General features: G+C 64.0%; 19 protein-coding genes. 13 read left to right on the top strand and 6 right to left on the bottom strand.

Going from position 1 to position 17,640, the window contains the following annotated elements; translation table 11 throughout:
- Window positions 1-11 precede the first annotated feature (11 nt).
- From RI444_RS02460 to RI444_RS02450, 3 genes are all read left to right on the top strand, one after another.
- Window positions 12-818: an IclR family transcriptional regulator gene (locus RI444_RS02460; protein ID WP_021471088.1), complete on the top strand. Its 807-nt coding sequence runs from the start codon at window positions 12-14 to the stop codon at window positions 816-818.
- Window positions 819-1,076: 258 nt separating this feature from the next.
- Entirely contained in the window at window positions 1,077-3,098 is a 2,022-nt protein-coding gene (locus tag RI444_RS02455; protein ID WP_242703152.1) for a BCCT family transporter, read from the top strand.
- A 39-nt stretch (window positions 3,099-3,137) separates the two neighbouring features.
- Window positions 3,138-3,374 carry a hypothetical protein gene (locus RI444_RS02450; protein ID WP_069696068.1) on the top strand — a complete coding sequence of 79 codons (237 nt, stop codon included), beginning with the start codon at window positions 3,138-3,140 and terminating at the stop codon, window positions 3,372-3,374.
- Window positions 3,375-3,471: 97 nt separating this feature from the next.
- Here the strand turns inward: RI444_RS02450 and RI444_RS02445 are convergent, their stop codons facing one another.
- Window positions 3,472-4,158 (bottom strand): fasciclin domain-containing protein, encoded by a 687-nt coding sequence (locus RI444_RS02445; protein WP_062094849.1) that lies wholly within the window; start codon window positions 4,156-4,158, stop codon window positions 3,472-3,474.
- A 266-nt stretch (window positions 4,159-4,424) separates the two neighbouring features.
- On the opposite strand from RI444_RS02445, the gene RI444_RS02440 reads away from it, so the two are divergent.
- Both RI444_RS02440 and RI444_RS02435 read left to right on the top strand, forming a co-directional pair.
- Window positions 4,425-5,003, top strand: coding sequence for a GNAT family N-acetyltransferase (locus tag RI444_RS02440; RefSeq protein ID WP_021471092.1), 579 nt, complete (start codon window positions 4,425-4,427; stop codon window positions 5,001-5,003).
- A 181-nt stretch (window positions 5,004-5,184) separates the two neighbouring features.
- Window positions 5,185-6,471, top strand: a complete 1,287-nt coding sequence (locus tag RI444_RS02435; RefSeq protein WP_062095146.1) for a DDE-type integrase/transposase/recombinase — start codon at window positions 5,185-5,187, stop codon at window positions 6,469-6,471.
- 88 nt (window positions 6,472-6,559) lie between these two features.
- Here RI444_RS02435 and RI444_RS02430 read toward each other — a convergent pair whose 3' ends face one another.
- Window positions 6,560-7,357 carry an IclR family transcriptional regulator gene (locus RI444_RS02430; RefSeq protein WP_207605178.1) on the bottom strand — a complete coding sequence of 266 codons (798 nt, stop codon included), beginning with the start codon at window positions 7,355-7,357 and terminating at the stop codon, window positions 6,560-6,562.
- Window positions 7,358-7,528: 171 nt separating this feature from the next.
- Between RI444_RS02430 and RI444_RS02425 the strand changes: the two genes are divergently transcribed.
- Genes RI444_RS02425 through RI444_RS02415 form a run of 3 tightly spaced genes read left to right on the top strand, consistent with a single transcriptional unit; the run spans window position 7,529 to window position 10,214 of the window.
- Window positions 7,529-8,257 carry a CoA transferase subunit A gene (locus tag RI444_RS02425; RefSeq protein WP_207605179.1) on the top strand — a complete coding sequence of 243 codons (729 nt, stop codon included), beginning with the start codon at window positions 7,529-7,531 and terminating at the stop codon, window positions 8,255-8,257.
- 32 nt (window positions 8,258-8,289) lie between these two features.
- A complete protein-coding gene (locus RI444_RS02420) occupies window positions 8,290-8,988 on the top strand; it encodes a CoA transferase subunit B (protein WP_062094843.1) in 699 nt (232 codons plus the stop codon).
- Window positions 8,985-10,214 (top strand): acetyl-CoA acetyltransferase, encoded by a 1,230-nt coding sequence (locus RI444_RS02415; protein ID WP_207605180.1) that lies wholly within the window; start codon window positions 8,985-8,987, stop codon window positions 10,212-10,214. Before RI444_RS02420 ends, RI444_RS02415 begins: the two co-directional genes overlap by 4 nt.
- A gap of 49 nt (window positions 10,215-10,263) precedes the next feature.
- Here the strand turns inward: RI444_RS02415 and RI444_RS02410 are convergent, their stop codons facing one another.
- Window positions 10,264-11,013, bottom strand: coding sequence for an ankyrin repeat domain-containing protein (locus RI444_RS02410; RefSeq protein WP_242703153.1), 750 nt, complete (start codon window positions 11,011-11,013; stop codon window positions 10,264-10,266).
- A gap of 9 nt (window positions 11,014-11,022) precedes the next feature.
- Window positions 11,023-11,595 (bottom strand): GlcG/HbpS family heme-binding protein, encoded by a 573-nt coding sequence (locus RI444_RS02405; protein WP_207605181.1) that lies wholly within the window; start codon window positions 11,593-11,595, stop codon window positions 11,023-11,025.
- Between the two features lie 185 nt (window positions 11,596-11,780).
- Here RI444_RS02405 and RI444_RS02400 point away from each other — a divergent pair, with 185 nt between their 5' ends.
- The 5 genes from RI444_RS02400 to RI444_RS02380 all read left to right on the top strand — a co-directional run bounded on the left by RI444_RS02400 (window position 11,781) and on the right by RI444_RS02380 (window position 16,118).
- On the top strand, window positions 11,781-13,055 hold the full coding sequence (locus RI444_RS02400; protein ID WP_207605182.1) for a sensor histidine kinase: 1,275 nt from the start codon (window positions 11,781-11,783) through the stop codon (window positions 13,053-13,055).
- Entirely contained in the window at window positions 13,052-13,678 is a 627-nt protein-coding gene (locus RI444_RS02395) for a response regulator (RefSeq protein WP_069696073.1), read from the top strand. The genes RI444_RS02400 and RI444_RS02395 overlap by 4 nt, the downstream gene beginning before the upstream one ends.
- Before the next feature lie 54 nt (window positions 13,679-13,732).
- Window positions 13,733-14,299: an HdeD family acid-resistance protein gene (locus tag RI444_RS02390; protein WP_021471101.1), complete on the top strand. Its 567-nt coding sequence runs from the start codon at window positions 13,733-13,735 to the stop codon at window positions 14,297-14,299.
- An 82-nt stretch (window positions 14,300-14,381) separates the two neighbouring features.
- On the top strand, window positions 14,382-15,188 hold the full coding sequence (locus tag RI444_RS02385; protein ID WP_031216106.1) for an exodeoxyribonuclease III: 807 nt from the start codon (window positions 14,382-14,384) through the stop codon (window positions 15,186-15,188).
- Between the two features lie 33 nt (window positions 15,189-15,221).
- Window positions 15,222-16,118 (top strand): hypothetical protein, encoded by an 897-nt coding sequence (locus RI444_RS02380; protein ID WP_021471103.1) that lies wholly within the window; start codon window positions 15,222-15,224, stop codon window positions 16,116-16,118.
- 51 nt (window positions 16,119-16,169) lie between these two features.
- Here the strand turns inward: RI444_RS02380 and RI444_RS02375 are convergent, their stop codons facing one another.
- Together RI444_RS02375 and RI444_RS02370 are read right to left on the bottom strand one after the other, a co-directional pair.
- Entirely contained in the window at window positions 16,170-17,222 is a 1,053-nt protein-coding gene (locus RI444_RS02375; RefSeq protein ID WP_021471104.1) for a LacI family DNA-binding transcriptional regulator, read from the bottom strand.
- 150 nt (window positions 17,223-17,372) lie between these two features.
- Window positions 17,373-17,579, bottom strand: a complete 207-nt coding sequence (locus RI444_RS02370) for a hypothetical protein (protein ID WP_043427213.1) — start codon at window positions 17,577-17,579, stop codon at window positions 17,373-17,375.
- Window positions 17,580-17,640 lie beyond the last annotated feature (61 nt).

The raw sequence follows: 17,640 nt of genomic DNA, 5'->3' as shown, positions 1-17,640 counted from the left end.
AGGATGTGACCATGGCCGCACGCAGCAACCCGGACATCGACAATGACGCAGAGACCCAAAGCGGAGGCGTCCAGTCTGTAGACCGCGCGCTCCAAATCCTGGAGATCCTCGCCCGCAAGGGTGATGCCGGCGTCAGCGAGATCGCCGAGGAAATGGGCGTGCACAAGTCCACGGTGTCGCGGCTGGTGGGTTCGCTGGTCACCCGGGAGCTGGTTCGCCAGAACAGCGAACGCGGCAAGTACCAGCTTGGATTCGGCATCCTGCGCCTGGCCTCCTCCATTCCCGGCAGGCTGAGCGTGGTGCACGAGGCCCGCGAAGTCCTGGAAGCCCTCGCCGGCGAGTACAAGGAAACCGTCAATCTTGCCGTGCTGCGTTCCAACTACGCCGTCAACGTGGACCAGGCCATGGGTCCCTCCACCCTGGCCACCTACGACTGGGTTGGCAGCCTCACGCCCCTCCATGCCACGTCCAGCGGGAAGGTGCTCCTGGCTGCGTTGACCGCGGACGAGCGAACCCAGGTCTTCAAAGCAGTGGGCCTGCCTGCCCGCACGCCCCGGACCGTGACCAACCGTGGAGATCTCGAGAAGCAGCTCCACGATGTTGCACGCCAGGGCTACGCGATAGTGCATGAGGAATTCGAAATTGGCCTCACCGCTATTGCCGTGCCTGTCTTCAACCATTTGGGGACCGTCATTGCGGCCGTCAGCATCTCCGGCCCCGCATTCCGCTTCGCTCCCGAAGACCAGCCCGGCCTCATCGAGGGGCTCCGCGAGGCAGGCCTCGCCATCAGCGCCAAGATGGGCTACCGGCACCAGTAATTTCGGCCGTCCGTAACGCCTTTTTGCATAAGTCCAGCTCAAAGCCAACTGGTATATCAATGTGCGTCAAAGAAGCGAAAGTGCTTGACTTTCGGGTGTGACGGGGCGCACTCTGTTGCATAACGCGAATGTTGTTGATTCTTGCGGAACGCTCACCGGCCCCAGTCCGGTAGCAATCCGCCCGTTATCCGGAATCGGTCCCACAACCGGGCCTCGTAGAAACGCAAGCCCATGACTCGCCGAGCAAAGGACCCGCTCATGGCTATAAGCAGTGACACAAAATCCCTGACACCAGAAGAGTTACCGGCAGACAATACGCCGGCTGAAACTCCGGCTGACAAGGAGCCCTCCACCAGGGAAACGCTTGATGAAGTCATCAGCGTTTCCCCCGATGAATCAAACCCCGCAGTCCTCGACCCCGAGGAAGGCACGGCAGAAACCCTCCCCGACTCTGAAGAGTACGAACAGATCCTGGAGGAGCTTCGCAACGCCAAGACCGAGCAGGCCGTCTCAGCCCGCCGGAACCGCAAACTTACCCTCGACAAAGTCACCTTCGGAATCACAGGCGCCATCGCCGTCGCCTTCGTGGTCTGGGGATTTGTTGGCAGGGACAGCCTCTCTGAAACCTCCAAGGGGGCCCTCAACTGGGTCATGGAGTACACGGGATGGCTGTTCATGGTTCTCGCCTCGCTTTTCGTGATCTTCGTGCTGTGGCTTGCCTTGGGCAAGTTCGGCAACATCCCGCTGGGCAAGGACGGCGAGAAGCCCGAGTTCCGCACCATCTCCTGGGTAGCGATGATGTTCGCAGCCGGCATGGGCATCGGGCTCATGTTCTATGGAGTTGCCGAGCCGCTGTTCCACTACATCTCGCCTCCGCCCGGCACGGTGGATGGCCGTACGCCCGATGCCATCCAGACCGCCATGGCCACCTCGATTTTCCACTGGACGCTCCACCCTTGGGCGATGTATGCGGTAGTCGGCATCGCCATGGCCTACGGCACCTACCGCCTTGGCAGGAAGCAACTGGTCTCCGCGGCCTTCACCTCGCTGTTCGGCATCCGGATGGTGGAGGGACCCCTCGGGAAGTTCATCAACATCCTGGCCATCTTTGCCACGCTCTTCGGAACGGCAGCTTCCCTGGGCCTCGGTGCCCTCCAGATCGGCAGCGGCCTGACGTCCAACGGTTGGATGGGCGAAGTCGGCACCCCAGTCCTGGTAGTCATCGTTGCCATCCTGACGTTCTGCTTCGTGGCCTCGGCCGTGTCCGGCATCAGCCGCGGCATCCAGTGGTTGTCCAACATCAACATGGTCCTGGCAGTTGTCCTGGCCTTGATTGTGTTCGTTGCCGGCCCCACGCTCTTCATCCTGAACCTCATTCCCTCCGCCGTAGGCGACTACGCCCGCGACCTGGCCGAGATGTCCTCCCGGACCGAAGCAGTGGGAGATGACGCCCTGCGCAGCTGGATGACCAGCTGGACCATCTTCTACTGGGCCTGGTGGATCTCCTGGACGCCCTTCGTTGGCTTGTTCATCGCCCGCATCAGCCGTGGCCGTACCATCCGCCAGTTCGTCACCGGCGTCCTGCTGGTACCGAGCATCGTCAGCGTCATCTGGTTCTGCATCTTCGGCGGCGCTGCCTTCCACGTCCAGCAGGAAGCAGACAAGGCGGGGACTCCCGGCTTGGTGACAATGGTCGACGGCGCCCCCTCCATCAACTTCGACGGCGCTCTTTTCGATCTGGTCAAGAACCTGGGCATGCCCGAGTGGCTCACTGTGGGTGTCATCGCGCTGGCCATGGTCCTGGTGGCGATCTTCTTCGTCACCGGTGCGGACGCCGCTTCCATCGTCATGGGATCCCTCAGCTCCAACGGTGCCGAACACCCGCGGCGCGGAGTAGTGATCTTCTGGGGAACCCTCACCGGTGCAGTTGCAGCTGTCATGTTGCTTGCCGGCGGTGATGAACCCTCGGAAGCCTTGTCCGGCCTCCAAAGGGTCACCATCGTGGCCGCCCTGCCGTTCATCCTGGTCATGCTGCTGCTTTGCTTCGCGCTCGCCAAGGACCTCAGGCGCGATCCCCTGTCGCTCCGGCGTCGGCTGGCAACCTCCGTGGTGGAGCGGGCCATCCGCACCGGCGTCGAACAGCACCGCGGTGTCCAGTTCGACCTCGTCACCAAGCACGAATGCGCGGAGACCTGCCCGGATTCGGACTGTCCCGGCGGTACGCCTACCGGCAGCATCCCAACCGTTGACAGCACGCCGCGGTCTCCTGAAGACAAGTAGCGAACACTCCCCCAACCACCAGCAGTAAGGTGTCACACCATGACCTCAACCTCCGTGGCCTCCGTGGCCTCCGTGGCTTCAGACGCCTCCGTGGCCTCCGGCGCTTCCCCGGCGCACAGCACCCTCCACGTCATCAAGGATTCCAAGGACCAGGTATCGTTCACCGTTGATTCAGCCAACCCCGTGACGGTGCGCATCGAGCTCAGCGGCGGGTGCCCGTGCGGCTCGGAACACTCACGGCCAGGTTCCTACGTGGACAGCGACCTGGGAAGGTAGGCCGTTGCCCCGGGACATAAGCCCGGGGCCAACATAGAGACAGCAACAGGGCGGGTGCCGGATTTCCGGCACCCGCCCTGTTCATGCGTGGAGGGGTTTACTTGGGCATCAGCACGGAGTCGATCAGGTAGACCGTGGCATTGGCAGTCTGCACGCCACCGCAAATGACGTTGGCGTCATTGACGGTCAGGGCGTCCTTGCTGCCACCCACCGTCACTTCGCCGCCCTGGACGGTCTTGTGGGTTCCCACTACCTGGTCCGGGGTCAGCTGTCCGGGGACAACGTGATACGTGAGGATCTTGCTCAGCAGGGCATCGTCGGTCTTGAGCGTTTCGATCGTAGCGGGGTCAATCTTGGCGAACGCGTCGTCAACGGGAGCAAAGACCGTGAACTCGCTGCCGTTCAGCGTGGAGACGAGATCCACCTTGGGGTTCAACTTGCCGGATACTGCGGCGGTCAGGGTCTTGAGCAGCGGGTTGTTGGAGGCGGCCACGGCAACGGGATCCTGCGCCATTCCCGCAACCGAACCTGCGCCGTCGGGAACCTGGGCGGCGTAGCCGGCGCAACCTGGTCCGACCAGGTTGCTGGCGGGATCCATGGCTGCGCTGGAACCCATCGATTCGCTGGCGGAGGCTGATGGCGACGGTGCCATGGAGGAGGTCTCCGGGGCCGCAGAGGACGAGGGGGAGCTGGAGGTGCTCGAACCACCACAGGCCGTCAGTCCCATGAGGGCGGCTGCGGTGAGGCCAACGAAGGCGAGGGCAGGGCGCTTGGTGGACAACATGTCATTCTCCTTGCTCTGAGGAACCTGGTGCTGGGTCCATTCGGGTGTGGGACACGGGCGGTCCGGCGTCGCTTCCGCTCTTCCGGTTTTGTTTGTGTCTCATCAGCTATTCGGAGGTGATGTCCGGGTGGATGGGTGTGGATTGAAAAAATTTCAAAGGTTACTTTCTTTCACCTGTTTTCCCACGTCAGGTCCGGGCCCGGCGCCCTCTCCCCCATCCCGCCTGACTATGGCTAAATGCCCCATGCCGGTGACAGGATGGGCGGATGGCAATCGAAGTGCGGCCCGCTACGGTGTTCGACGACGTCAAAACCATGGTCGGCCCCAAGAATCCAGGCTCAAACGTGTGCTGGTGCCTGAGTTACCGCATCCCGTCCAAGCTGAACCAGAGCCTCCAGCGGGAAGAGCGCGGCAAGTTCGTGGAAAAACTGGTTGCCGAAGACCCGCCTCCCGGCGTGTTGGCGTACGACGGCGGCGAGGTAGTTGGATGGGCGGCCGTCCACCCGCGTGCGGACACCAGTTTCGCAACGAGCCGGAAGATCCCCCATGTGGACGATTCCGAGGTCTGGTCCGTGTGGTGCATCCGGGTGCGGCCAGGCCACCGGGGCAAGGGAATTTCCCATCACCTGCTTCGCGGCGCCGTCGAGCTGGCCAGAAGTCATGGCGCTCCCGCGATCGAGGGCTACCCCGTGGACAACAGGGGCAGCAAAGTGGACCTCACCATGGCGTACGTCGGCACACGAAGGCTTTTCGAGAAGGCGGGCTTCACGAAGGTCGCTGAAACCACGTCCGTCCTTAACGGCTTCCCGAGGGTCCTGATGCGCCTGAACCTCGACTCCGCCTAACAACCCCGCCCCGCTCACCCCCATCATCCCACCTACCCAACTAGGTCGCATTTGTGCGCGTTTTGCCCGCTCAAAACGCGTGTGGAGTCTCATGACTTAATAGACAGTTCTGTCTCATGACTTCGTAGACACTCTGTCTCAGGACATCGTGGACACTTAGCTTGCGGGTTTGCTGCTATGCATGAGCAAACCCCAACCGGACATCAAGATCCGGCATGCTGTGGCAACGTGGTCCGAGGATTCGCCCAGAGGCGCGGTTACTGCGTTCTGCAGGAAGCACAATGTCTCCCGGGCCTGGTTCTACCGGGTCCGGGCGGCGGCTGCCGAGGTGGGGCCGGTGAAGGCATTGGAGAAAAAGCCCACGATTCCAAGAACCATGCCGGCCCTGACCCCACAGGCGATGATCGAGTTGCTGCTCGGTACCCGGGCGGAACTGCAGGAGAGCGGGCAGGACCACGGTCCGCTTTCTGTCATCGCGAAGCTCTCACGACAAGGCTTCACACCGCCCTCGCGTGCCACCGTGGCCAGGATCTTTTCCCGGGCCGGTGTCGTGATGCCCGAACCGCGGAAGAAGCCTCGAAGCGCCTACAAAAGGTTCGTCTATCCGCAACCCAACGCGTGCTGGCAAATCGACTCGACCGAATGGCAGCTCGCCAGCGGCAAGAAGGTAGCCATCTTCCAACTCATCGATGATCATTCGCGTTTGGCGCTGGCGTCCCTGGTCGCACCCGGCGAAACCAGCGCCGCCGCAATCGCCGTCGTTACCCAGGCCATCGAACGCCACGGAGCACCGCAGAAGTTCCTTTCCGACAACGGCTCGGCACTGAATCCCACCCGCCGCGGCCGCACCGGGGCCCTCGTGGAGTTCCTCAAAGCCAAAGGCATCGAACCGATAACGGGCAAACCCTACAAACCCACCACCCAAGGCAAGAACGAACGCTTCCACCAAACCCTGCACCGATACCTGCACAGGCAACTCCCGGCCCCTTCAATGGCTGCCCTGCAACTGCAGGTCGACGCTTTCGATCTCTACTACAACAACGAACGCGAACATCAAGGCCTACCCGCGGGAACGACGCCCTATGAGGCCTGGAACGCCACCCCGAAAACGCCCCCGCCAACCGTTCCTGAGCAAGTCACGCCCGCAACGGACAGGCAAAGCGCGCACCGAACAGTGAACCGGAACGGGTCCGTGACGATCCTAGGAACCCACTTCAAAATGGGCAAAGAACACACCGGCACCACCGTGCACATCATCTACGACGACACCACCATCATGTTCTTCGGAGCACAAGGCACCGAGATCATCACTCACCCCAGACCTCCGCACGGAACCACCTACGTCGGCAACGGAAAACCCTCAGGAGTCGTCGCAGACCCACAAGGCACCCGCAAGAAACGAACAAAGTACCCGCCCCGCAGAGGCCGACAAACAAAGTCCCAAGACGAAGTGTCCACACAGTCGTGAGACAACAACCGTCCACGAAGTCATGAGACATGAAGTGTCTACAAGGTCATGAGACATGACACCCGCTCAAAACGCGCACTAATGCGACCTAGTTGGGGGCTGAGCGCTGCAACCGTGACGTCATCCTGTGGGCTTCCTCGAGCAGGAGCTTGCCCAGGAACTCCTGGCGGTCGCCCCTGAACCGGGGTTCGATTCCGGTCAGGGAAAGCGCCCACGCCGGACGTCCCTGGGGGTCGAACACAGCGGCGCCCATCCCCCAGCTCCCCTCAAGGACCAGCCCCGGGTTTACCGAATAACCAGCCAACCGGGTCTTCTCCAGGTTCTCCCGAACCACCCCGGCAGGATGTCCGGCCGCAAAGTCGCCGGCGTGCGCTTCCCAGTCCGTGAGCAGCACGTCCTGTTCCTCCTCCGGCAGGAATGCCATGATCGCCGTCCCGGCCGAGGCCACCCCCAGTGGGAACCGCACGCCTTCATGCAAAACGAATGACCGAACAGGGAAGGAACCTTCTTCCCGCAGGACGCACACCGTCTCGTTGCCGCGCCTGATGGAGAAGAACGCGCTCTCCCCCGTCTCGGCCGCGAGCCGCCGCAGGGACGGCCGTGCGATGTCCTCCATGGGAAAACGGGTAGCGGCCACGGACCCAAGCAGGAAAACTTCAGGTCCCAGGACCCATTTTCCGGTGGCTTCCTCGTGTTCCACCAACCCCTCCGCGGCCAGGGACGTCAGCAGCCTGTACGCAGTTGGCCGGGTCAGCCCGGACTCGCGGACCAGCCCTGCCAAGGACATGCCTTCCGGCTTGCGGCCGACGAGCCTTAACAGGGCAGCGACCCGCCCAACCACCTGGGCACCCTGAACGGGAACGGCGGGAACGGTGTGTGCGGCCATGGGGACTCTCCTTGAGATTTCGTCCACATTATGGACAGCTTTCAGTCTAGCGTCCACAGCGTGAGGTGCTCAAGCTTCCGGCTATTGCCACATAAAGGCACCGCTCCTAGGCTCGAAAGCCACAACGCTAACGTCCACAAAGTGGATCACCCACTCAAAGAGGAGTCCGGAATGTCCAAGATCCATCCCGACGCGCCCCAAGCGCTGCAGGACCTTTTGACGGACGGCATGACAATCGCCGTCGGCGGCTTTGGCCTCAGCGGTATCCCGGCGGACCTTATCGGGGCCCTCCGCGATTCAGGCGCGAAGGACCTCACCATTGTGTCCAACAACATGGGCATTGATGGCAAGGGATTGGGTGTCCTCATTGAGGCCGGCCAGGTCCGCAAGGTCATCGCTTCCTACGTCGGCGAGAACAAACTCTTCGCCGAGCAGTACCTTGCCGGAAAGCTCGAGGTCGAGTTCACTCCGCAGGGCACGCTGGCCGAACGCCTGCGCGCCGGTGGCGCCGGTATCCCCGCCTTTTACACCCGGACCGGTGTGGGCACCTTGGTTGCCGAACGCAAGCCCCATGAAGAGTTCGACGGCGTCACTTACGTCCGCGAGCGCGCCATCACCGCCGATGTCAGCCTGGTCCACGCCCACACCGCGGATACCGACGGCAACCTCATTTACCGCTACACCGCCCGGAACTTCAACCCGGTGGTGGCCACCGCAGGCAAGGTGACCGTCGCCGAGGCGGAGGTGATCGTGCCCTTGGGCGAACTCGATCCGAACCACATCGTGACCCCGGGCGTCTACGTTCAGAGGCTGGTCCAGGCAAGCAACAGGATCAAGGACATTGAGCAGCGCACGGTCCGTCAGCGGCTCGAAGCCCCGGCCGTGCCGGCAGCCGTCTAAGCGGCCGTCCAAGCAGAAAAGGAGCACACACCATGGCATGGACACGTGACCAGATGGCCGCCATCGCGGCCGAAGAACTCAACGACGGCGACTACGTCAACCTCGGCATCGGCATCCCCACACTGGTAGCCAACAACCTCCCGGACGGCGTTCGGGTGGTCCTCCAGAGCGAAAACGGCCTGCTCGGCATGGGCCCGTTCCCTTACGAGGGCGAGGAGGACGCCGACCTCATCAACGCCGGCAAGCAGACTGTTACCATCAATCCCGGCGGCAGCATTTTCGATTCCGCCACCTCGTTCGGCATGATCCGGGGCGGGCATGTGAAGGTCGCGATCCTGGGCGCCATGCAGGTGTCCGGCAGCGGCGACCTCGCCAACTGGACCATCCCCGGGAAGATGGTCAAGGGCATGGGCGGCGCCATGGACCTCGTCGCCGGAACACCCCGGGTCGTGGTCCTGACCGAACACAACGCCAAGGACGGTTCAGCCAAGATCGTCCGCGAATGCACGCTTCCCCTCACGGGTTTGAACTGCGTGGACAGGATCATCACGGACCTTGCCGTCTTCGACATTGAGCCGGATGAGACGCACGACGGCGGCACGCGCCTTGTGCTGACCCGTCTCGCCCCGGGCGTCACTGTGGAAGAGATCCGCGGGAAGACCGAGGCAGAGTTCGCTGTGGCGCTTATGGACACCGCTGTTGAAGAGACCCTCGAAGGAGCTACGGCATGAGCCTCAAAGACCGGTTTGGCAAGGACATCCTGCTCACGGGGTGGGGCCACAGCAAGTTTGGCAAGCTCACGGACCAGACGCTCGAAACGTTGATCGTCCAGGTGGCCGGTGAAGCCATCGCGAACTCCGGACTTGAGCCCAAGGACATCGACGAGATCTACCTGGGCCAGTTCAACTCAGGCATGCAGCCCCTGGGGTTCACGTCGTCCCTCGCGCTGCAACTCTCGGCAGATCTCGCCAACGTCCCCGCCACCCGGACGGAGAACGCGTGCGCCTCCGGTTCGGCAGCGTTCCAACAGGGCGTCAAGGCGTTGCTCGCCGGGACGGCAAGGAATGTGCTGGTGATTGGTGCGGAGAAGATGACCGACGCCGGCGCGGACGTCGTGGGGGCCGCACTCCTGGGTGCCTCGTACGAGATGGCGGGAAAACCGTCCACTACGGGATTCACCGGCCTGTTCGCGGAAGTGGCCAAGCACTACGACAAGCGGTACGGCGCGGGTACGGCAGGTTCAGGCATCGCCGGTCCGGGCTTCGAGAATGGCCTGGGCGATGTGCTCGGCTCCATCTCCGCCAAGAACCACCACAACGGCATGAGCAATCCATACGCCCAGATGCATCGCGGCTTCGGCGTGGAGTTCTGCCGGACCATCTCGGACAAGAACCCGATGGTGGCCGATCCCTTGCGCCGCACTGACTGTTCGCCCGTCTCCGACGGTGCCGCCGCCGTCGTACTTTCAACCCGGGAAACCAACGGCGCAACCGCAGCTGTTCGCCTTGCCGGTTTCGGGCATGCCAACGACTTCTTACCCGCGGAGAAACGCGACCCAACCGAGTTCGAGGCAACGCGCGTCTCTTGGGAGCGGGCATTCACCATGGCAGGAGCCGGGGTGGATGACCTGGACTTCGCCGAGGTCCACGACTGCTTCACTATCGCCGAGCTCATCATGTACGAAGCCATGGGCCTGGTCCCCCGCGGCCAGGGTGCCCGGGCCATCAAGGAAGGCTGGGTGTACAAGGACGGCAAGCTGCCGGTCAACGTGTCCGGCGGCCTGAAGGCGAAGGGACATCCGGTGGGTGCCACCGGTGTATCGCAGCACGTCATCGCTGCCATGCAGCTCAGTGGCACCGCCGGGGACATGCAGCTGGCCAATGCCCGTCGCGGCGCAGTCCAGAACATGGGCGGCGTCGGCATCGCCAATTACGTGAGCATCCTCGAGGCGCTGTAGCACCCAAGTAAGTCGCAGCAGAGCGCGTTCTGGACGTCCAAAATGCGCTCTACTGCGACCCAGTTGGGCGGTCCCGGATTAGCTCAGCGATCTCCGTGAACCCCAGCCGCTCCGCGTTTTGCAGGGCAGTCCGGCCCTCCCGATCCCGGATGTCCGGGTCTGCTCCGGCCTCAAGGAGTTGCCGCACGACGTCCTGTTGCCTCGGCCCGCCGTCATTGAGCAGGACCGCTTCCTGCATGGCAGTCCAGCCCAGGTTGTTCACGTGGTTCACCGGAACGCCCGCGGCGATCAGGATCCGCACCGTCTCCGTATGCCCGTGCTCGCTGGCGGGGATCAGCGCTGTTCCGCCGTACCGGTTGGTGCTGCGGACATCGGCTCCGGCTTCCAAGGTCAGCTGCAGGACCTCGTTGAACCCTTCCGCACCGGCGTACAGGAATGCCGAGTCCTGGATTGCGTCCTTGGCGTTCACGTTGCCGCCGGCAGCGATCAGCTCCCGAACCCGGACGGGATCGTTGGCTTTCGCGGCAAGTATCAGCTGCCGGTCGGTTTCCATCTGTGCCTCCGCGGACAGGGTTGGTGGTTTCGCCGGGGCAGCAGCCGACGACGCCGGACCCGCTCTTGCGCTCGACGGCCCGGCCTGGGCGGGGGCTGCTTGGGAGGCATTCGGCGAGGCGGTCGCCGTCGGGCTTGTCGGTTCAGGTGGCGCAGTCGGGGCGCAGCCGGCGACGAGCCCGGCAATCAGCACCGTCGTCATCAGCACGGTTCCACCAGCCCGGCCGCTCCCGTTCCACGCACCCATGCTCCGAGGCTACTTCGCGGCCGCGGCCAGCGCATCGGCTCCGGCGGCTGCGCAGGCCTCGTCGAGGGCGCCGTCGGGAGCGCCCCCGACGCCGATGCCCGCCACCGAGGCGCCGTTCACCTTGAGCGGCACACCCCCGGCCAGGAAGAGGGTGCCGGGAAGGTCTGCGATGGACGGACCGTTGCCGTTGACGCGCTTGGCCAGTTCACTGGTGGGCGCACCGAACGCAGCGGCCGTGTAGGCCTTCTGCTTCGCTGCTTCGATGGTGTGCTCGGCGGCGTTGTCACCGCGGAGGAGGGCTTGGACCGTCCCGAAGCGGTCCACCAAGGCCACGGTCACGAACGGCAGTTTGTCCGCCTGGCATTTGGCGAGCGCCGCAGTGACTGCCTTGCCCGAAGCGCCCACGGTGATGCGGTTCTGTGCAACCACATTCTCCGGGGCAGGCTGGACATCGGCCGGCACCTTCGCGGCAACGGTCGCCGGTGCAGCAGGGGCGACGGCGTTGGCCACAGCGGTGACACCGCCGGTGAGCAGCAACGCTCCGGCAGCAGCAGCGGCAATCATCTTGTTCGACTTCTTCATGGTTCTCCTCAGGACGGCCAATGGGTACCTCTCCATATTTCCCGGGGTCAACCGACGCCCACATCGGCCGGTCGCCGCTCGCACGCTCGGCCTTTTGGGCGGCCGTATCAGCCAAAAGGTGGAGAGACCAGCGGGGGCGCGGGATCTAGCATGGAAAGAGCGCCCTCAACACACCAGGAACTCCCATGAAACCCGCCCGTCCCAGGCCCGACACCACGCCTCCGGCCCCACTCCAGGGGGATGGCCGCATCGATGTTGTGGTGCATTGCGGGTTCGCTGTGCTCATGGTGGCCTCGGGGGTCCGCTACGTCATGCGCCACTCCCCCGCGGACAACCTCTGGACCATGGCTCTGGCGGGTGCGGTCTGCGTCCTCTACGCAGCCACGGCACTCCTCGCCCGCCGATCTGGCGCTTACAGCCCGGCTCGGGACCGCCCGGGGACGCAGCCCACACCATGGCTCCCGTGGACCGTGGCTCTGCTCGGAGCCTGGGCAGTGCTCGTAGTGGCCGCCCCCAGCTTCGCCTGGTGCTCCTTCGCGATCTTCTTCCTCGGCAGGAGCGCCCTCAGCGGCTGGTCCGCATATGTGGCGGGCGGCGTGACCGCGGCCGCCACCGCCGTCGGGCTTTTCCGGATGAGCGACTGGACCGACGTCGCCATGGTTCTGGGTCCGCTGGCCGCCGCTGCGCTCCTCACGCTGATTTACGACAAGATCGAACGCGATGCCGCCCTGCAACGCCGGCTCCTGGCTGATGTCTCGCAGGCGCAGGAACAACTGGCAGCCAGTGAGCGCGCTGCGGGGATTGTCGCCGAGCGGGAACGGGTTTCCCGCGAAATCCATGACACTGTGACGCAGGGGCTGGCCAGCAGTTTGCTCCTCCTTGAGGCCGCGCAACGATCTTGGCCCGAGGCGTCGGCCAGGGACGATCTGTTCAAAGCCACGGACCTCTTGCGCCACAATCTCGCCGATACGCGCAGCCTGGTCCATGAACTGTCGGCGCCCGGCCTCGAGACTGGCCCCTTGGCGGAAGCGCTGGAGCATGCGGCCCGGCAGTATGTGGAGTCGATTGCCGTGCACGTCACCGGGGACCCCCGCCCCGTCCCGCCGGAGGTCCGGCACACCCTGTTGCGCGTCACCCAGAGCGCGGCAGCGAACATCAAACTCCACGCCGGCGCGCGGAACGCGAGCGTCACACTGGGCTTCTTGCCGGACGCGGTCACCCTGGACGTGTACGACGACGGTCGCGGCTTTGATCCCGCAGCGGTACCTCCCCCGTCGGCGGCCGGAGGGTACGGCTTGCGGGCCATGCGGCAGCGTGTTCACCGGTTGGGCGGAGAATTGTCCGTGGAAAGCAGTCCCGGCGAGGGCACCATCATCGCCGCGCAGCTGCCGCTGACCGGATCCAGCACCGGTTCCAACTCCAGCACCGGTTCCAACTCCGAGACAAAGGGATCGCCATGACCACCATCTCCGTGCTCCTCGTGGACGATCACACCGTGGTCCGGAGCGGGCTCAAGGCGCTGCTGGGCACCCAACCGGACATCGCCGTCGTCGCCGAAGCCGCTTCCGGCGAGGAAGCGCTTATTGCCGCGGCAGAGTATTCTCCCGACGTTGTGTTGATGGACCTCGCGATGGGTCCGGGCATGGACGGCATCGAGGCCATCAAGCAGTTGCGCGAACGCCGCCCCCGGCAGGCGATCATCGTCTTCACCACCTACGACTCCGACGCCGACATCGTCAGGTCCGTGGACGCCGGCGCAATGGGCTATTTGCTCAAGGACGCAGCACCGGACGAGATTTTCTCCGCGGTGCGCGGCGCGGTCCTGGGCAAGAGCGTCATGAGCGCTCCGGTGGCATCGCGGCTCTTCCAGCAGCTCCGCAACCCCGATGAAGTCCTCACGCCGCGGGAAGCCGAGCTGCTCAGCCTCCTCACCCAGGGACTCAGCAACCGCGATCTCGGCAAACGCCTCTTCATCTCCGAGGCCACTGTCAAGACCCACTTGGCGCACATTTACGCCAAGCTCGGAGTGGACACACGGGCGGCAGCCATCGCCACGGCCATACGCCGGGAAGGAATGCGGTGAAATTCCCGGCTTCTCCCTATACCTCCTGCGTTGAGCCGGGATTAAACTGACGCTATGTCGGAGGCCGTTGGTCGCAAGATGTTCAAGCATTCCGGTACGGCTTTGCTGTTCCGGGGAGTCCTTGCCGTGCTGTTTGGCCTTCTGGTGGCGGCGCTGCCGGTGGCCACGGTGTTCGCGCTTATTTTCGTGTTCGCGATTTTCGCCATCACGGACGGCCTCACCAACATCGCGCACTACTTCTACGATCCGTCGCGCCATTCCCGCTGGACCATGGTGGGCGGCTTCATTTCCATCGCCGCAGGCATTGTGGCGCTGGCGTGGCCGGGTATGACCGCCGCTGCGCTCGGAGTGCTGATCGGCCTGTGGGCTTTGGTCCTTGGACTGTCCGAGATTGTCCTGGCCTTCGCCGCGAGGAACTCCGTGAACGGCTGGCCCGTGTGGTTGCTGACCGGCGTGGTCACTGCCCTCTTCGGCCTGCTGGTACTGGTCAATCCTGGTCTCGGTTTCCTGGGCATGGTGGGCATGTTGGCCGCCTTCGCAGTGGTTGCCGGACTGCTCTTGATTGTCTGCGGTTTCAAAATGCGCCGGGGCTCCACCAGCCCCCTGATCTACGCGCACTGACCTCCGCCCGCCGCAGCGTCCCCGCAGCAGCAATCCTCCGGTTGGGGATGCACTCTGCGCCAAGTTCGGTAAGTTAGTGGCTGTGAAGATAGCTACCTGGAACGTGAACTCCCTCCGCGCCCGCGCCGACCGCGTTGAAGCCTGGCTTGAGCGCAGCGACTGCGATGTCCTGGCCATCCAGGAAACCAAATGCAAGGACGACAACTTCCCGTGGGAGCTGTTCGAACGCATGGGCTACGAGGTAGCGCACTTCGGCGTCAACCAGTGGAACGGCGTCGCCATCGCCTCGCGCGTCGGCTTGGAAGACGTCGAGCGGACCTTCGTGGATCAGCCGGCCTTCGGCAAAGCCGGCAAGGATCCGGCCCAGGAAGCCCGTGCCATCGCAGCTACCTGTGCCGGCATGCGTATCTGGAGCCTGTACGTCCCCAACGGCCGCTCACTGGACGACGAACACATGCCTTACAAGATTAAGTGGCTTGAGGTCCTCCGTGGCCAGGCGGCTGAATGGGTCCAGGCTGACCCGAACGCCCAGATCGCCCTCATGGGCGACTGGAACATCGCGCCCTTCGACGAGGACGTGTGGGACATCCAACTGTTCCGCGACAACAATTTCACCCACGTCAGCGAACCGGAGCGGGCAGCGTTCCACGCCTTCGAGACCGCAGGCTTCACCGACGTCGTCCGCCCCTACACCCCCGGCCCGGGCGTCTACACCTACTGGGACTACACCCAGCTGCGCTTCCCCAAGAAGGAAGGCATGCGGATCGACTTCTGCCTCGCCTCGGCACCGTTGGCCGCCCGCGTCACAGGTGCCTCCATTGATCGTGAAGAGCGCAAGGGCAAGGGCGCCTCGGACCACGCACCCGTGATCGTGGAACTCGCAGACTAGGCACCGAACCGGACAAGAAAGGGGCTGGCTGACATGGGTGGAAAGCTGTACCGAGGCCAGGCCGGCCTGCCCTTCTCTTCCTCCCTCCGCATCTACGAACCCCTCGAGGCATTTCCGCCGGAACAGCAGCGCCAACTCGTCGCCGACGGTGACCGCATAGGTTCCAGGGCCGCCGTCGAGAATGCGGAGCTGCAGGCGTCCCTGGGACGCATCACGCGTTCCGGCGGCGACCCCTTCCCTACCGGCCGAACGGACCTCGTGCGTATGACGCGGGTTCCGGGCGGGCGGCATGCCGCCCCCGGTCCGGGACAGGAAGAAGCAGCGCACGACGCCGGACGCCTCCTCTACTGCCCCAGCCAGCTGGTGATTCGGGCCGGTTTGGCAGCGAATGCCTTGATGGACGGCGTTCACGGACCGTTGGCTGATCTCCTCATCCCGGTTTCCCAGCGGGACAAACACCAGCAGCGGATCGACCGCATCAACGCAGGTGACGATGCTAAGCGTGTGCATACGCGGGCTTCCACCTGGGGGATCCCCTTCAGCTGGTTCTCCCTGTTCGCCGAATCGGACCGCAAGGAAGTGGTGGAGTCCGATGGCCATATCCAGACCGTCAGGGTGTGGACTCCCCTGACTGAGGCCCTGGAACGGGCACGTTTCGCGGTGGCCCACTTGGCTCTGGCTGCCCCGGACCTGGACATGCTGGACGATCTCACCCAGTTGACCGAATGGCTGGAGCTGTTCCACGTCCAATCCATGGTTGAACTGGATTACGGTGCCGTGGCAGACAAGGTCTATCCCGACGAGTCACCCATGGATGTTCGTCTCGGAATTGAGTGCCTCGCGGAAGGGGACATGACGGGAGCGGCTGCGGCCTACCGTCGTCTTGCCTCGCGGTGGATCCCCATCAGGCAACTGGCACGGGCTTCGTAGTTACCGGCCGCTCAGCGGCAGGGCGGGCCGCTCAGCGGATCGCGGGGCAGGTCAGCGGCAAGGCGGGGCCGTGGTCTCCCTGATGATCAGTTCATGCGGAGCAACCTGCGATCGGACAGCGCCGTGATGGCCGTCCAGCTCGTCCAAGAGCATCTTGGTGCCCAGTTCAGCCTGGTTGTCCGGTCTCTGGCCCACCGTCGTCAGCCCGAGTGAAGCAGAAAAGTCGTGATCGTCGATGCCGATCACGGAGAGGTCCTGCGGAACCCGGACGCCGTGCCGGTACGCCTCGAAAATTACGCCCATGGCCATCTCGTCCGAGGAGCAGAAGATCGCCGTCGGCTTGCGGCCGGGCTGATTCCACAGGCGGGTGAACGCCTGTTGCCCACTGGCGACTGTGAAGTCACCCCACTGGTCCCATTCGGGGCGGACCTCCAGTCCGGCGTCGGACATCACTTCCTGAAAGGCCCGGATCCGCACCCGGGGAACATCGAAGTTCAAGTCCGTCTCGTCGTCGCCGTGGAGCAGGGCGATGTCCTTGTGCCCCAGGTCCAGAAGATGCCGCACGGCGGTGGAGGCGGCGTCGTAATCGTTGATCCCTATATAGGGGCAGTTCTCAACGTGGCCACCCACCACCACCAGCGGGATATCCAGCTTATGGAGGTGCTCCTGTTCGTCCTCGCTCAGCGCCATGCAGAGCACCAGCAGGGCGTCGATCTGTTTGTAGACCATGGTGGAACTGAACAGCCGTTCGCGGTTGCTGCCGTGGCCGCCGAGGTTGAACAGGGAGAGGTTGTATTTCCTGGAATGCAGCTCCCTGTCCGCCCCCTCGATCGCTTTCGAGAAGAACCAGCGGCTCACGAACGGGGCCAGCACGCCGATGGTACGGGTCCGCCCGGTAGCCAGGCCCGACGCCGAGGACGATGCCACGTATCCCAGGGAAGCCGCGACATCCAGGATCTTTTCGCGTGTTGCCGGAGATACCCGCGGCAGCCCCCGGACGGCCCGGGAAACGGTCGCCGTCGAGACCCCCGCGGCCGCCGCGACATCCTCGATGCTGACCCCCGTATGACCGCCACGCTGGGACCGTTCGTTAGTTTTTGCCACTTTAGCCCCCTCAAAGGTGCATGCCGAAGGCCGAGGGCTCCTTCCCGAACGGCGCGTTAAAGCCTATCTGTCCCGGGAGCCCTTCTTCATTTCGCGCAGGGATTGTTTCGACCCGCTGTTAAGTTGAGGTGCCGCCTTGTTGCGGGGGCCTCAGCTGAGGCGACGCGAAGTCCTTTCAGGGAGTTTGCGGCGGAGCCTGATCATGCCCCACAGCGCGAGTACCGTGGCCAGGAGGCCCAAGGCCCAACCCAAGGCTGGCTGGGCTGTGACTTCCATATAGATGGTGACTGCCAGGAGAACCAGCGCCCAGAAGCCAAGGAGTCCGATGATGATGTCGAAGTCCTCCCCGGAGCGCACGCGCTTTGTGTGGGGATCGACCTTCCGGGCTGCGGCGGCTTGCTGGCGTCGGTTTGCTGAG

This window comes from Paenarthrobacter sp. AT5, from assembly GCF_032764245.1.
Lineage (GTDB): Bacteria > Actinomycetota > Actinomycetes > Actinomycetales > Micrococcaceae > Arthrobacter > Arthrobacter ureafaciens.
Note: the sequence above shows the minus strand (reverse complement) of the source record. Positions and strands in the feature narration are given on the sequence as shown.